The sequence below is a fragment of the Actinacidiphila epipremni genome, from assembly GCF_012034175.1.
GTDB lineage: Bacteria > Actinomycetota > Actinomycetes > Streptomycetales > Streptomycetaceae > Actinacidiphila > Actinacidiphila epipremni.
Map to the genome: position 1 here is coordinate 195,742 of NZ_JAATEJ010000009.1, position 15,910 is coordinate 211,651.

General features: G+C 74.0%; 7 protein-coding genes. 4 read left to right on the forward strand and 3 right to left on the reverse strand.

Annotated features, from left to right (window positions below; all coding sequences use genetic code 11):
- The first annotated feature begins 82 nt into the window (after window positions 1-82).
- The gene (locus HCN08_RS14425; RefSeq protein ID WP_167983439.1) at window positions 83-2,122 is read left to right on the forward strand and encodes a HEAT repeat domain-containing protein; all 2,040 of its coding nucleotides are present in this window, start codon (window positions 83-85) and stop codon (window positions 2,120-2,122) included.
- A gap of 17 nt (window positions 2,123-2,139) precedes the next feature.
- Here the strand turns inward: HCN08_RS14425 and HCN08_RS14430 are convergent, their stop codons facing one another.
- The gene (locus HCN08_RS14430) at window positions 2,140-2,646 is read right to left on the reverse strand and encodes a nuclear transport factor 2 family protein (RefSeq protein ID WP_167983440.1); all 507 of its coding nucleotides are present in this window, start codon (window positions 2,644-2,646) and stop codon (window positions 2,140-2,142) included.
- A gap of 191 nt (window positions 2,647-2,837) precedes the next feature.
- Window positions 2,838-4,253, reverse strand: coding sequence for a condensation domain-containing protein (locus HCN08_RS36160; protein WP_167983441.1), 1,416 nt, complete (start codon window positions 4,251-4,253; stop codon window positions 2,838-2,840).
- Window positions 4,254-4,997: 744 nt separating this feature from the next.
- Here HCN08_RS36160 and HCN08_RS14440 point away from each other — a divergent pair.
- Window positions 4,998-11,813: a glycoside hydrolase domain-containing protein gene (locus tag HCN08_RS14440; protein ID WP_167983481.1), complete on the forward strand. Its 6,816-nt coding sequence runs from the start codon at window positions 4,998-5,000 to the stop codon at window positions 11,811-11,813.
- A 254-nt stretch (window positions 11,814-12,067) separates the two neighbouring features.
- Entirely contained in the window at window positions 12,068-13,330 is a 1,263-nt protein-coding gene (locus tag HCN08_RS36165; protein WP_167983442.1) for a chitinase, read from the forward strand.
- Window positions 13,331-13,444: 114 nt separating this feature from the next.
- Here HCN08_RS36165 and HCN08_RS14450 read toward each other — a convergent pair whose 3' ends face one another.
- The gene (locus HCN08_RS14450) at window positions 13,445-14,683 is read right to left on the reverse strand and encodes an MFS transporter (RefSeq protein WP_167983443.1); all 1,239 of its coding nucleotides are present in this window, start codon (window positions 14,681-14,683) and stop codon (window positions 13,445-13,447) included.
- 101 nt (window positions 14,684-14,784) lie between these two features.
- On the opposite strand from HCN08_RS14450, the gene HCN08_RS14455 reads away from it, so the two are divergent.
- Window positions 14,785-15,870, forward strand: a complete 1,086-nt coding sequence (locus HCN08_RS14455) for a DUF5937 family protein (RefSeq protein WP_167983444.1) — start codon at window positions 14,785-14,787, stop codon at window positions 15,868-15,870.
- Window positions 15,871-15,910: the final 40 nt, after the last annotated feature.

Here is a 15,910-nt window from a genome sequence, read left to right on the forward strand (position 1 = left end):
CGGCCCCCGGCGCCCGCCGGGCCCGTGCCACACACCCGAAATCCTGCTGACACACGCCCCGTCCGGCAGCCACCCTGTGCGCATGACCGCTGCCCCGTATCCGCCCGTGCTCGACGGCGTCGACGCCCTGCCCTGGGCGCGGCTGGAGCACAACTACGGCACCGCCGAGGACATCCCGGACCGGCTGCGCGGAGTTGCCGCCGGCACCGAGCCGGCTGATGGCGACCTGGCCAACCACCTTTCCCACCAGGGCGGCTGGGTGTGCCCGGCGGCAACGGCCGCGCTGCCCTTCCTCGTCGGCCTCGCGGCGCTGCCCACAGTGGCGTTGCCCGACCGGCTCGGCCTGCTCGAACTGGTCGGGGACCTGGCCCGTACCGCACGCACCGCCGAGCCCCGCTTCGTGCACCTTGGCTGGCCCGAGGCGTGGCAGCGGTCGCTCCCCGCCCTCCTGGCGCTGCCCACCGCCGACGCCGAGCCTGCGGCGGTCCGCCGGGCGGCCGTCGAGGCACTGGGCGAGGCGCCCGAACCGGGCCCGGAGACCGTGGAGTTGCTGCGCGAGCGCTGGGAGCGGGACGGCGACGGGCCGACCCGGCTCGCCGCGCTGCACGCGCTCGGCCGGACGGCGGCACGGGCCGGGGCGCAGCAGTGCGCGCGGACGGCGGCGTATCTCGAAGCGCTGCTCGCCGACGCACGTCCTGCGGTGCGGATCACCGCCCTGCACGCCCTCGCCTGCATCGATCCGGACGCGCCCGCCCGCCGGGTGGATCTCCTGTGCGAGGGCTTCACGGCGCCCGGGGCGGCCACCGAACTCGCCGCCGCCTGGGCGGAGATGAACCTGGCCCAGGCCGTCTCGTGGAGCTTCGCGCTCGTGGCGAACCGGCCCATAGCCGCCACCGGCCTGGTCGTCCGCCTCGCCGCCGCGGAAGGTCCGGCCGAGCTGCGGACCGCCGCGATGGACTGCGCCGGGCAGTTGCTGCTGCGGTGGCGCTCACCGGCCGCCGCGCTGCTGCCGGTCCTGGCAAGGGGCTTGGAGGACACGGAGCCGGCGGTCCGGGTGCAGGCCGCGCATCTGCTCGCGGCACTCGGCGCCGCCTCGGCCCCGTACGCCGACCGGCTCGCCGCCCGCCTCGACGACCACGCGCGCCGGCCGGAGCGGTGGGCACCGGCCACCGTCGCCGACAACGCCCTGTGGGCGCTGACCCGTTGCGGCGACCCGCGCTGCCTGCCCGGCCTGGTCACGCGGCTGCACGCCCGGCAGGAGGTCTTCGCGCCCTACAGCTCCCACAGCGGTCTCCTCGGCCTGCACGATCTGCCGGGAATGCACGAGGTGTTGATCCCGCTGCGCGCGCACGCGAAGCAACTGGTGCCACAGGTGGCCGCGTTGATGCGCGAGGTGCGCAAGTCCGGTGACTGGCAGGCGGCGCGGGCCTGCACGGAGGTGCTGGCCGCGTGGGGCGAGGCCGCGCTGTCGGCCCTCGGCGAGCTGATCGCCCTGCTCGCGGACCCGCGTCTGCGCGGCCACGCGGCCCGGGCGCTCGCCGCGATCGGCCCGTCCGCCGCCGGGGCCCTGCCGTATCTGCACCCCGCGCCGGGCACCGCGGCGGCCGGCTCGCGTGAAGCGGCCACCGAACGGCAGCTCTTCGCGTGGGCGCGGGCCCGGCTCGGCGACGACCCGGCGCGCGCCCTCGACGTGCTCGGCCCGGCACTCGCGGCGGACGGCGTTTTCCACACCACGACCCGCTACGTGGGCGACCTCGGCCCGGCGGCCGTCTCCCAAGCCGGGCGGCTGCGCGTACTGTTGGCGACCGGGTATCCGGTGGACTGGACGAGCGTCGAGGCGGCGATCGCCCTGTGGAAGGTCACGGGCGATCCGGAGCCGAGCCGCCCGGCGCTCGAAGAGACCGTCCGGCCGCTCGCCGAAGGCCGCCATCTGCCGGTGATGCACCGGGCGTTGGAGGCGCTGACGGAAATCGGCGAGATCGGCCCACCGACCCGCGCGGCCCTCACCTCCGCCCTGGAGTCCGACCAGTTGCTCGGGTCGGCGGGCAACTGGCGGCGCTTCGCCGAGGACCAGCGCATCCGCGCCGCCGCCCGCACCCTCCTGCGCAGCGCCGCCGGCTGACGGCCCCCCTCGGGCCGTCAGCCGAAGATCGCCGCGGGGTCGCCGGTGTACCAGGTGTTGTCGATGCGCAGCCGCAGGATGACCCAGCGGTCGCCGTCGCGCACGAGGTCCACGTCGTAGGGGTTCTTGAGCAGCGCGTACGTGCCGTGGTCCGCGCTGAGCAGGTGCTGCGCCTCGACCAGGGCGGTGAGGCGGGCGGTGTCGCCCTCGATCTCGATCCGGACGTTGGTGACCTGGTGGGTGGTGTCGACCCGGCCGGTGAACAGCCCCAGGATCGTCGCCACGATGACCTCCCGCCCCACGATGACCGGCGGCTGCGCGCCCCACCTGGCGGAGGCCGGCCGGAAGTCCACCTCGGCGTCCACGGCGAAGGCCGACGCGAACAGCTCCTCGTCCTTCAGGTCCTGGCCGAGCGCGAACCGGTGCAGCGCGTCGGTGATCTCGACGCGGTCCCGCAACTCCGCGACGACCGCCCCGCCGTCGTGCGCGACTGCCCCGAGGGCACGATCCCGGGTGACGTACATGCTGTTCTCCCTGTGCAGGCCGGAGGTTCCATCCCCGCCCCCGATCCTGCTCGGCCCCAGGCCCCCCATCAACGACGCTCTGCGCAACGCGCGTTAAGCCCCGCTTGACGCCGGACCGCCTCGTCGTCCAGGCGGGCCCACGCCCGCATCCGCCACGCTCACCTACGACCCGCGGCCGGGCGCCGCGCGGGTCAGGCCCCCCGTACCCCGGTCGGCAGCTCCGGGTCGGACGCCGACGCGACGGCCAGCGCCTCCATGTCCCGTACCAGCTCGCCCACTTGCCCCACCGAGACGTGGTGCGTGTCCACCTGGACCTCCAGTTCCACCGTGTCCTGCGCCGCTCCCACCTGGATCATGAGCATGTCCAGGTAGCTGGCGAACGGCTCGCCCCAGCGCAGCTCGCTCTCGGCCCGGGCCGCCGCCAACTCGGCCTCGGACGGCACCTCGCGGCGCGCCGGCTCCACGCCGAGGGCGAGCCGGCGGTCGTTGAACAGGCAGGTGATCTCGACCACTTCGCCCCGCTCGGCGTGGACGCGGGAGCGCAACTCCTCCAACCGGCCCGGGTCGTAATACGCGTACTTCGAGCACTGCGCCGAGGCCCGCCGCGTACGGTCCACGACCTCGTCGAAGGAGGCGTCGGCGACGTCGGCCATGAACAGGCCGTTCACGGACAGCGGGTGGGACACCTCCGCGAGTCCCGGCCGGAAGCGGTTGCTCACGACGACCTGGATCAGCGCCGGGTTGATGCCGGTCAGCCGCACGACGGCCACCGCGTACGCGGCCAGCAGCACGGTGGAGGTCGAGGTGCCGGTCCTGGCCGCCACGACGCCCGAGGCCACGTGCAGGGCGCGGGAGGTGAAGACCGCCCGCCGGTAGCGCGGTTCGCCCCGGTCCACGCGCGGCCCGAACCGCCGCGGTCCGGCGGCGCGCAGCAGCCGCTCCCAGTGCCGCAGCGAGGTGTCGCTGTGCCGGCGGCCGGCCGGCGTGCGTTGCAGCGCCGCGAGTTCCAGCGGGCCCATCGCGGGCCCGGCGGCGGCCGGTTGCCCGGTGGCCGGGTCGCGTTCGGCCAACTCCCGCAGCATGACCGCGATTCCGCCGCCGTCGGTGGCGACGTGCGAGATCATCACGACGACATGCGTGACCACGCCCCCGGCGCGTACCGCGGCCATCCGGATCGGCCACTCCTCGGCGTGGTCGAACGGCGTCGCCTCCCACCGCGCGGCCAACTCGCCCGCCACGACGTCCGGTTCGCCCCCGTCCGGGGTGTCGAGGACGCCCAGGACGGCCTCGCCCGCGCCCGCCACCTCCTGGACCAGGCCGCCGTCGGCCCCGGCCCTGATCCGGGCCCGCAGCGAGGCGTACCGGCACAGGAAGAAGCGCAGCTCCGCCGCGAGGTCGCCGACCGTGCGGCCGTCCGTGACGGGCACCGCGCCGCCCATGCTCATCGACCCGCCGGCCAGCTCCATGAGCGTCCAGACCTTGCGCTGCCCCCACGTCAGCTCCCCGACGCCCGCGCCCGGCCCCGCGAACGGCACGACGACGCCGTCCGTCATCCGCACCCCGCCCAATACCGTGCCCGGCACCGTACTCGTCGGCGTCTCAGCCATCGGCCGCCGTCCCCTCGAAGTGTCCGCCGCTCACCGATGCGAAGTCCGCCGGGGGACGGGCCCGTTGCGCCGTAAACGTCACGGGATCGCCCCTTCGGGGGCAATGGCGGAAAACCGCCGCCCATGCCCCGGGTCATTGTCGGGCCGACCGCGCCGACCCCGCAAGACTTCGAGAAAACCCAGCAAGAACCGCACTTCAACCCATCCGCCCGAACCTCCCCAGCCGGCCCCCGCACCGACCGGCACCCCCACCCGGCGGCCGTCCGCACCGAGCGCGGCAACGCCGCCGCCCCGCCAACCCCGGGCCCCCGCCCGTGCGCAGGCCGCGGCCCGACCGGGCCCCCGTCCGCCACGCGCGCCCGCCGCGCCCCCGCCCGGCCAGGGCGACACGCCCAGGTCGCACCAGTTGTGCGGCCCCCGTTCGCCCCCCGTACGCCTTCTCCGTGTCTGATGGTGGACATCCGTGAACGCAACGGGTGGAATCCCTTGTGTCCACTGCCAACCCGCCTCGCTCGCCCCGGCGTTCGGGCCGGACGACCGCTGACAACGTTGTCGGTCAGGTCGCCGGCCCGGGCTCCGCCGGGGTCGTGCGGGGCGTCACCGCGACGCCGGAGAGGTCACGTGCCCAGCAGATCCCGCATCCCGTTGCCCGGGGTGCAGCTTCCGACCGCCCCACCGATACCGAACCCCGGACCGCGGCCCCGCGCCGCCCGCCGCCGCCCGCTGCAAGCGACCGTCGCCGCGCTGCTCACCGGCGCGCTCGGCCTCGCCGCGCTCGCGGGGGCCGGGGCGGCCGGCGCCGCGCCCGGGGCCGCCGGCCGCACGAGCGCGCCCGGCGGCACGGACTACACCGCGCTCGTCGACCCCTTCGTGTCGACCGCCGGCGACGACGGCAACGACCTGCCGGGCGCCGAGGCGCCGCACAGCCTCGCCAAGGTCAACCCGATGACCACGCCGGGCCGCAACCACTCCGGTTACGACTACAACGAGGACCACATCGCCGGCTTCACCGCCACCGACCTCGACGGCGTCGGCGGCTCGGGCGGCGGCGGCGACCTGCTGGTCGTGCCGACGTCCGTGGCGTACGACCGGCGGCCCGCGCCGGCGACGTACGCGCACCCGTACAGCCACGACGACGAGGACGCCTCGCCCGGCTCCTACCGGGTGGGCCTCGGCGCGCTGACCGGTACGGGCTCGGCGGTCACGCAAGGCCCCGGGAAGATCGACGCCGAGGTCACGGCGACGACCCGCACCGCGCTGGAGCGCTACCGCTTCCCGGCCGGCGCGCAGCCCGAACTCGTCCTGGACCTCGCGAACAACTTCACCAGCCGCACCCGCGCGACGATGAAGGCGACGACCCTCCCGGACGGCACCACCTCGATCACCGGCCTCATCGCCGGCTCCTTCAACGGCGCCTCGTACCAGCTGTATTACGACGCCACCACCAACGTCCCCGTCACCTCCCTCAAGTCCTGGGGCAACGACGGCGCCCTCAGCGCCGCCACCGCGCAGGACGGCACCGACACCGGCGCCGTCCTCGGCTTCGCCCCCTCCGCCGGCAACGACGTCGAACTGCGCATCACCCTCTCCCCGATCAGCGCCGAGCAGGCCGCGACCGACCAGCGCAACGAACTCGGCAGCCGCACCTTCGACCAGGTCCGCGCGCAGACCAAGGCGGACTGGAACAGCACGCTCGGCGCCGTCGCCGTGCAGTCCTCCGCGAAGTCCGACCCGGGCTCGACGCTGACCGAGGAGTTCTACACGCACCTGTACCGCATGTACGGGCTGCCGGTGAACGCCACGAGCACCAGCGGCACTTACCGCGGCGCCGACGGGGCCGTGCACAAGACGAACGGCTTCACGTACTACGACGGCTGGTCCACCTGGGACGACTTCCGCAAGTATTCGGTCGAGGCGTACATCGACCCGGCCACCTACCGGGACATGGTGCAGTCGCTCGTCGAGCTGTTCGCCGACACGCACGCCGCCGGCAAGAGCCCCGGCAGCCTCACCCACTCGGTGCCGACGGTGCGTTGGGAGCGCTCGGCGGTGGTGATCGCCGACGCGCTGTCCAAGGGCTACCGCAACTTCGACCGGCTCGACGAGGCGTACCCGGCGCTGCTGTCGTACGCCGGCTACTACACGGGCGCGCAGCTGCGGCAGGGATACGTCTCGGGTGATCCCGGCACGACGGTCCAACGCGGCTACGACCAGTGGGCGTTGTCGATCATCGCCGGCGCGCTCGGCAAGGACGACGACGCGCAGAAGCTGCGCACGCAGTCGACGATGGCGATCGACAACCTGGTGAAGTCCGGCGCCTGGACGGCCGCCGACGGCACGCAGGTCGGCCTGCTGACCCCGCGCGCGTCCGGCGGCGACTGGCAGAGCGCGGACTACGAGAAGTTCGAGGCGGCCGGCCTCTACCAGGGCACGCTGTGGCAGTACAACTGGTACGACGCCTACGACATGGGCGGCCTCATCAAGGCGATGGGCGGCGCGAAGGCCGGAAAGGCCGCCGTGGAGCACATGTTCGGCGTGGACTCCGCCGCCGACGACGGCTCCACGATGCTGCACTCCAACGCCAACGAGATCGACCTCCAGGCGCCCTACCTCTTCAACTACGTGGGCGAGCCCGCCCAGACGCAGAAGTGGGTGCGGTCGATCTACACCGGCGCCACCTGGAACCGCTACATCGCAACCGGCTCCACGAACGAAGCCCCCAGCTCCGGCGGCGAGTTCACCCCGCCGGTCAAGACCCGGGTCTACAAGCTGTCGCCGGACGGCTTCCTGCCGACGATGGACAACGACGCCGGCACGATGTCGACGATGTTCGTCGCCGCCGCCCTCGGCCTGTTCCCGGTGACGGCCGGCTCCAGCCAGTTCCAGATCGGCAGCCCGTTCTTCGACTCCACGACGATCACGTACGCCAACGGCTCCCGCTTCACCGTCAAGGCCGACGGGGTCTCGCCGAGCAGCTACTACGTGCAGAGCGCGACGCTGAACGGCAAGCGCTTCGACAACACCTGGCTCGACTACTCGCAGATCATCGCCGGCGGCACCCTGGACTTCCGGATGGGCGCCAAGCCCTCCTCCTGGGGCGCCGCGACCAAGCCCGCGTACTCGCTGGACACCGCCCCGGGCACCCCGGGCGACGGCGGTACGGGCACGGCCTGGGGCGACAGCGTCCTGACCGCCCGCCCGGCCACCGTGGACACCGACGCCAACGGCAAGGTCACGGGCCAGGTCCAACTCAGCCTGTCGGGACCGGCGTCGTTCGCGGCCCGCAAGGGCACCAGCCTCACCAAGGCCGGTACGGCAAGCGTTACCGGCCTGCCCAAGGGCCTCGCCGCCGACCTGCGCGTGACCGGTTCGCGTACGGCGACGCTGTCGCTGACCGGCACCACGACCGTGGACGCCCGGCTCGGCCTGAGCTTCCGCGACGCGGCCTTCGCGCACGGCGTGCGGGCCGCGACGGTGAACGGCACCGGCATCTCCGCGACCGACCCGCTCGTCGTCAACGCGGCAGCCGTGCAGCGCAAGGCACTTGGCGCCCTGGTCGACCAGGCGTCGGTGGTGCGCAGCGGCAACTACTCGGCCGGCTCCTGGAGTCTGTTCCAGTCCGCCCTTGAGCACGCCCGCACCGTCCTGGCCGACCCGGCGTCCGGCACCGGCAGCCTCATGTCCGCCGCGGACCAGCTGGGTTCGGCGATCGACGCGCTCACCATCGACGAGGGCGGCTACGCCGTCCTCCAGGCCGAGAAGCCCGACGCCAAGCAGGGCCCGAGCCTGGTGAGCGAGGCGTACTACTCCGACGGCGACCTCGGCGGCGTCACCGAAGGCGCCTGGGAGCGCTACGACACCCTGGACTTCGGCGGGGTCGCCCCGCGCAGCATCTCGGTCCGCTACGCCAACTCGCAGGCGGTGAGCGCCAAGCCGAGCAGCGTGGACGTCCACGCCGGCACCGCCGACGGGCCGGTCGTCGCGACCGTCCAGCTGCCCGGCACGGGCGGCTGGCAGTACTACACCACCGTGCAGGCGGCCGTCACCGACCCGGCGGCCCTACTCGCCGCCTCCGGCGCGGCGTTCGTCTTCCACGCGCCGGCCGGCCAGCAGTGGGTGTCCAACTTCGACTGGTACCAGTTCTCGCCGAACCCGGTCCCGTCGCAGCCCACCGACACCCTCGCCACCCTGACCGCGGCCGACAGCACGGCCACGGGCGACGGTTCGCTGCCGCTCAACCTCTCCAACGGCATCTTCGAGAACGTCTCGAACGGCGCGTGGGCGCAGTGGAAGGGCACCGACCTCAAGAGCGGCGCCGACACCGTGACCGTCCGCTACGACAAGCCCCAGTCGCGGGCCGCGTCGGACTCCCGCATCGAGCTGCACCTGGGCGCGAAGGACGGCCCGAAGAGCGTCGAGATCCCGCTGGACTACACCGGTTCCGGCTGGGGCACCATCGGCACCGCGACCGCCCACCTGGACCCGGCGGTCTTCGCCGGCGTCCAGGACGTCTACGCCGACTTCGTCTCCGGCACGCAGACGTCGTCCCAGCCCTACGTCGCCAACGTCTACTCGCTGGCCCTGACGCGTGACGCCGCCGCCCCCGTGGGCTTCGACGCCACCGCCTTCCGCGCCGACAGCGGCGGCGGGCTCAAGAGCGAGCCGGCCGGCTGGAGCGACGCGGGCTCGGCCACCGACCTCGGCGGCACGTACGACGGGGCGTGGCTGGACTACGGGAGCATCGACTTCGGCGACTCCCCGAAGAACACCGTCACGCTCACCTACGTCAACAACTCCGCGCGCTGCGGCACCGGTTCGGCCGTCCAGCTCTACCTGGACTCCTTCGACGCGGCGAACCCGGGCACGCCGTACGCGACGGTCCCGCTGCCGGTCACCGGAAGCGCGTGGTCCTCGGGCGGCACGACGAGCCTGACGCTGCCCAAGGCCGTCACCGGCACGCACGCGGTCTACCTGCGGCTGACGACGACCCCGGACTCCTCGCACCCGTACGTCGCGAACCTGGGCCGGGTCACCTTCAGCCACACCGACGCGCCTGCCGCGACGGACACGTCCGCGCTGCAGAAGGCCATCGACCAGTACGCGGGGCTCGCCGGCGACGCGGCACGCTACGACGCCATCGACTTCGGCGTCTACCGGCGTGAACTCGCCGCCGCACGCGCCCTGGTGGCCGCCGACGGTGCGACGCAGCTCGAAGTCGACACGCAGACCCGCAGCCTCACCCTGGCCGCCGAGCAACTGGTGCCGCTGGCACGGCTCACGCTCGACGACCTGGCCACGACCGCGGCGGCACTCGACAACGCCCGCTACACCGACACCTCGTGGCGGGCCTTCACCACCGCGCTCGCCGCGGCCCAGGCCGCCCTCGCGGACAGCACGACCACGGACGCGACGCTCACCCTGCGCTACAACACCCTGGAGCACGCCCTGGCCACGCTGGTCACCAAGCCGAAGACGGTGCCCGCGGCGCCCGACGCGGTCTCGGCGACGGCCTCCGGCAGCAGCGTGACCGTCCGCTGGGCGCCGCCCACCGACACCGGCGGCTCGCCCGTCACCGGCTACAAGGTCGCCCTCAGCGACGGGCACCAGGTCACGGTCGCCGATCCCGGCAGCCGCAGCACGACCTTCACCTGGCTGCCCGCCGACCGCTCCTTCACCGCCCGCGTCCAGGCGGTGAACGCGCGCGGCACCTCGCGCCAGAGCGCCGCCACCGCGCCCGTCGTGACCGCGGCCAAGCCGCGCAAGCCGGCCGTGACCGGCGTCGTCACCCACGGCACGCAGACCCGGGTGAGCTGGCAGCCGGCCGGCGACGGCGGATTCCCGATCATCGGCTACACCGTGGCCCTCGACGACGGGACCACCGCGCACCTGCCCGCCACCGCGGACACCGCGCTGCTCACGACCACGGGCAAGGCGAAGGCGCACACCGCCACCGTCACCGCGGTCACCCTCGCCGGCACCTCCGACGACGCACCGGCAACCGGCACGACCGGCACCGGCACGACCGACGCCGCCACCGAGGCCGGCACCGAGGCCGGCACCGGCACCGGCACCACGCCGGCCGCCGCGCCCGACCCGGCGTACACCCCCGCCCCCTTCCCCGCGGGCACCCTCGACGCGGCCTACCCGTCGGACAAGTGGCCGGCGACCGGCGACGGTTCGGACTACTTCGATGACCTGCTCGCCGGTATCGACGACCTCCACCCCGACATCCTCGGCGCCAACTCCAAGGTGCCGAACGGCACTCCGCTCACCGCGCAGAACGACCGGATCGCGGTGCGCATCAACAACGCGGCCACGCAGGCCCAGGTGGACCGCGCCGAGGTCGACGCGACCAACAGCCCCACCGTCACAATGGCCGACGGCCTCGGCTCCCGGCTCGGCCAGGTCTACCTCGACGCACTGAACGGCGGCCAACTGCCCAAGACCAACGCGCTGTTCGGCCGCGTCACGCAGAGCCTCGACACCCACGACGCGGCCAAGGACCACTTCGGCTACCTGCGCCCGTACGTCCGGCTCGGGTTCGTCGGTGACGGCGGCGACGTCTACGAGTCGCAGGACGGCTCGTACAGCGGCCTGGCCACCAGCGGCTCGTACCCCAGCGGCCACACCTACGGCGGCTACGAGGCCGGGACCGTACTGGCCACGCTCCTCCCGGAGTTGGCGCCGTCGATCCTGGCGCGCACCTCGGAGTACGGCAACAACCGCATCGTCCTGGGCTTCCACTACCCGCTCGACGTCATGGGCGGTCGCATCACCGGGCAGGCCACCGTGGCCCACCGGTGGGCCGACCCCGGCTTCCAGGACCTGCTGCTCCAGGCGCACACCGAGATCGAGAACGTGCTGCTCGCCGACTGCCGGAAGCAGGGGTACGGCGACACGCTCGCGGCCTGCGCGGGCGGCTCCTACGCCGGGCTCAGCACGGCGCAGGACATCGACCTCTACACGCAGCGCCTGTCGTACGGCTTCTCCCAGGTGGGCGCGTCCGGGCAGCCACTCACGGCGCCGTCCGACGCGTCGGCGCTGCTGGTCACGGCGTTCCCTGACCTCAGCACCGAGCAGCGCACGCAGATCCTGGAGCAGACCGCGACGGACTCCGGCTATCCGCTCGACCTCACCGGGGACGGCGGGGCGAGCTGGGAGCGGATCAACCTGGCGGCGGCGATGGCGGCGCAGGTCGTCGTCAACGCCGACGGTTCGGTCACGGTGACCAACTTCCGGGACGCCACCAAGGCCGCGGTCGCCGACGCGTCCGCGATCACGGTGGGCGGTGTCGCGATCGACGGCTTCGCGCCGGACGTGGCCACGTACGTCGTCGACTGGCCGAGGAACAAGAAGGTGCCGGCCGTCACCGCGGTGCCGGCCGGGCCCGGCGCCCGGGTGCGGGTCACCGACGGCAGCCGGATCCTGTCCTCGACCGGCGCCCGGCTCACCACCCGTACGATCACGGTGACTTCGGCCGACGGCAGGTCCAGCCGCACGTACACGGTCGGCTTCCGGCAGACGGACCGCGACCACCGGCCGTTCACGACCGGCGGCTGATCCTCGGTCCATAGCGCTCGGCACGTAGCACTCGGTACATAGCAACGGCGAACGGCCCCTCCGGGCGGACCCCGCGGTCCGCCCGGAGGGGCCCTCGCCGTATCTGACGGCTCGTCATTTCGAAGTCCGGCGGCACTTCCGCGCACGGAAGTTGGTCTAGTCCTCTTGACGGGGCAGGCATGCGCGCGGTTTGGTACGTACCAACTCCGGCCCACGATGCGCACCCCCCACCACTCCACGCCCGAGGGACTCCCATGCACCTTGCGAAATGGGCGGCTTCCGCCTCCGCGCTCACGCTCGCGACCGCCGGTGCGGTCTTCGCCCTGGCCCCCGCCGGCAACGCCGCGGCGACCGGCACCTACTCCGTGGCCCCGTACGTCGACATGTCGAACAGCCAGGAGGGCCTGCTCGACACCGCCATCACCGGACACGGCCTCAAGGCCTACACCGCGGCCTTCGTGCTCGGCTCCGGCTGCAACCAGATCTGGGGCGACACCCTCCCCATCGGCAACGACTCCTTCACCGACCCGCTCATCGCCAAGGCGAAGTCCGAGGGCGCGTCCCTCATCATCTCCTCCGGCGGCGCGAGCGGACTGCCGCTGGCCTGGACGTGCTCCACGCAGAGCGCGATCGACGCCGGCTACCAGGCGCTCATCAACGACTACGGCGTCACGCAGCTGGACTTCGACATCGAGGGCGCCGCCATCGCGGACACCGCCGCGGCGGCACGCCAGATGCAGGCGATGAAGGACCTCAAGGGGTCCAACCCCAACCTCAAGTTCTCGGTGACGCTGCCGGTCCTGACCAGCGGGCTGACCAACGACGGCGTGAACATCCTCAAGGCCGCCAAGAACGCCGGCATCAAGATCGACGTGGTCAACATCATGACCATGGACTTCTACGCCGGCACCGGCACCGAGATGGGCCAGGGCTCGGTCTCCGCCGCCCAGGCGACGCTCGCCCAGATGCAGTCGGTCGACTCCGGCTACACCTACGCCAACCTCGGCATCACCCCGATGATCGGCAAGAACGACGACGGCTCGACGTTCACGCTCGCCGACGCGCAGACCGTGGAGAGCTTCGCGGCCCAACACGGCGTCGGGCGGCTGGCGTTCTGGTCGGTCAACCGCGACCAGGCGTGCGGCGGCTCCGCCAACTCGCTGTCCACGTGCAGCCAGATCAGCCAGAGCAGCCTCGCCTTCACGGACATCTTCCAGAAGTACGCGGGCGGCTCCGGCGGCACGTCGGGCGGCACCACCACCGGCGGGACCACCACCGGCGGCACGACCACGGGCGGCACCACCACCGGCGGGACGACCACCGGCGGCTCCACGACCGGCGGCTCCACCGGCGGCACCGGCTGCACCACCGCCTCCTGGAGCTCCTCGCAGATCTACACCGGCGGCAACACCGTCTCCTGGAAGGGCCACAACTGGCAGGCCAAGTGGTGGACGCAAGGGGAGGAGCCCGGCACCACCGGCGAGTGGGGCGTCTGGCAGGACCTCGGCGCCTGCTGAGCCCCTGACCTCCTGACCCCGGCCTGACCCCCGGCCCGATCCCCGGCCCGATTCCCTGCCCCCACGACGGCGCCCGACGGCCCGGCCCCACCCCCGGGGCCGGGCCGTCCCGCCTCACCCCTGCCGCGCCCCCGCCCCGCCGGGCAGCCGCGCCCCCCGCTCCCGCCCGCCCGCGACGCCCGCCGCCGACACCAGCGTCCCCGCGGCCAGGCTCCCCCACAGCGCGGCCGGCCCGTGCGGCGCGAGCGCGGTGATGACCGCCGGGGAGACGGCGAGCCCGAAGCCCGTGGAGAGCTGGAAGCGGGCCAGGGCGCGCCCCAGCACATGCGCCGGCGCGAGTGCGGCGACCAGCGCGGTGGCGCTGCCGGCGTAGCCGATCTCGCCCAGCGTGCAGACCACGGACACCGCGGCGACCGCCGGGGTGCCCCAGCCCGGCCCCAGCGAGGCGGCGCCGAGGAAGCCGGCGTACGACCCGGCCAGCACCACCCCGGAGCAGGCCAGCACGCTCCGCCGCGGGAAGCGCGACGCCAGGACGGTGACCGGCACCTGCAACGTCACCACCAGCGCCGTATTGGCCACGAAGACCGCCGCCGGCCACACCGGCGACGCGTGCAGCTGCGTCACCAGGACCAGGGGCAGCGCGACCTCGGGAACGTTGAGGCAGAAGGCGTAGACCACGTTCGCGGCCAGCAGCGGCAGCATCCGCGGTGCGGGCCCGGCGCCCCGCTCCCCCGCCGGGCCGGCCTGCGCGGGGCGGGCGCGCACCCGGACCGACCACGCCAGCCCCGCCGCCGCGAGGTAGGCGAGCCCGGTGCCGCCCGCCAGCGCCCGCAGCGCCGCCGTACCGCCCGCCAGGCACACGGTGGCCAGCAGCGCGCCGACGCCCAGCGCGGCGTTGCGCAGCGCGCGGGCCGCCGCCAAGGCGGTGTCGCGGTCCCGGCCCTGCGCGACCGTGGCCACCAGCGCCGCGTGCGCGGCCGGCCACGCCTGGTTGCCGATGCCGAGGAAGAGCGCCGCGCCCGCGAAGAGCGGTACGTGCCCCGCCGGGGCCGCCAGCAGCAGCGCCACCCCCAGCACCCGCACCAGCATCGACGCGGCCACGACCGTGCTGCGTGCCCCGCGGTCCAGCCACCGGCCCACCGCGGGCATGCACCCCAGGCCCACGACGATGCCGGCCGTCATCGCGGCGCCGGTGACCGGGGCGGACAGCTTCAGCGCCGTCACGCCGTAGAGCAGCAGGAAGGGCCGCAGCAGGCCGGTGCCGAGCGCGTCGACGGCCAGGGCGACGGTGTAGCGGGGACCGCCCGAGGCGCGGACGAGCGCGCGGGGGCGGAGCGCGGTGAGGGATGCCATGCGTCGGACGGTGCGGGCGGGCGCCGGGGCGGGGCACGCCGGTTGACGCGTCCCGTCAATCGGCACCGCCGCCGGGCCGCCGGCGCGGTGATGATGGGGGCATGACGCTGAGGATCGACATCAGCGGTGTGCCGTCCGAGCCCGTGCGGTTCGCCGCCTCCCCGATGGCCGAGCTGACCGCGATGCTGCATGTGCTGGCCGAGCCCGGCCACCATCCGCAGTTCGCCGGCTGGGCCGCGGACGTGTGGGCGGGGCTGCGGCCGGAGCTGGCCGAGCGGCTGCGGGAGGCGGAGTTCCTCTGGCGCTCCTCGCAGGCCGACTTCCTGATCCCCGCCCGCCCCCGGCCGACGCTGGCCGAGGAGCTGGACGACGTCGACCGGATCGACGACGAGACGTACGTGACGGCCGCGCTCGTCACCACGTGCGGCAGCAACCGGGTCCACTTCCGCGGCGCGTCCCCGCTCACCGACACCGCCGCGCGCGAGCGGGCCCTGGAGGTGGCGCAGGCCCGCGGCGCGCTCCAGGAGGCGTTCGCGGAGCGGCTGCTCGCCGATCCTGCCGCGGTACGGGCGCGGGTGCGCGCCACCCTGGAGGAATGCGCCGCGGCCTTCTTCGACGACGCCTGGGCGGGCGTCGCGGCGCAGCTCGCCGGCGATCTGCGGCTGAAGAACGAACTGCTCAGGCGGCAGGGTGTCGCGGCGGCGCTCGCCTCGGTCTCCGGCGCGGTCGCCCTGGCGCCGGACGGCGACTGCATCGTCGTGGACAAGGTGCAGGACAAGGCGACCGCGGCCCGCGGCGCCGGCGTCACCTTCGTCCCCAGCGTCTTCGGCCGCCCGCACCTGGTGGCGGTCCACGCGCCCGGGTGGCATCCGGTGGTGCAGTATCCGGTCGCCGAGCCGGGCCCTGCCGAGCCGGTCTCGCTGGAGACGGTCACCCTCCGGCTGGCGGCGCTCGCGCACCCGGTACGGCTGCGGCTGCTGCGTACGCTGGCCCGCGGCCCGCACACCACCGCGGAGTTGGCGCATTTCTGGGAGCTCACCCCGCCGGAGGTCTCCCGGCACCTCGCCGTGCTGCGCCGCGCGGGCCTGCTCACGGCCGAGCGCCGGGGCCGCTATGTGCGCTACACCCTCAGCCTGCCCGACCTGACGGCGCTCGGCACCGACGTGCTGTCGGCCGTACTGCGTTGAGGCCGTACTGCGTTGAGGCCGTACTGCGTTGAGGCGTACT

Excerpts from the sequence above, each read along its gene's own strand:
- HCN08_RS14425 (WP_167983439.1), top strand. The coding sequence starts at position 83 with ATGACCGCTGCCCCGTATCCGCCCGTGCTCGACGGCGTCGACGCCCTG.
- HCN08_RS14455 (WP_167983444.1), top strand. The coding sequence starts at position 14,785 with ATGACGCTGAGGATCGACATCAGCGGTGTGCCGTCCGAGCCCGTGCGG.
- HCN08_RS36160 (WP_167983441.1), bottom strand. The coding sequence starts at position 4,253 with ATGGCTGAGACGCCGACGAGTACGGTGCCGGGCACGGTATTGGGCGGG.
- HCN08_RS14450 (WP_167983443.1), bottom strand. The coding sequence starts at position 14,683 with ATGGCATCCCTCACCGCGCTCCGCCCCCGCGCGCTCGTCCGCGCCTCG.
- HCN08_RS36165 (WP_167983442.1), top strand. The coding sequence starts at position 12,068 with ATGCACCTTGCGAAATGGGCGGCTTCCGCCTCCGCGCTCACGCTCGCG.
- HCN08_RS14430 (WP_167983440.1), bottom strand. The coding sequence starts at position 2,646 with ATGTACGTCACCCGGGATCGTGCCCTCGGGGCAGTCGCGCACGACGGC.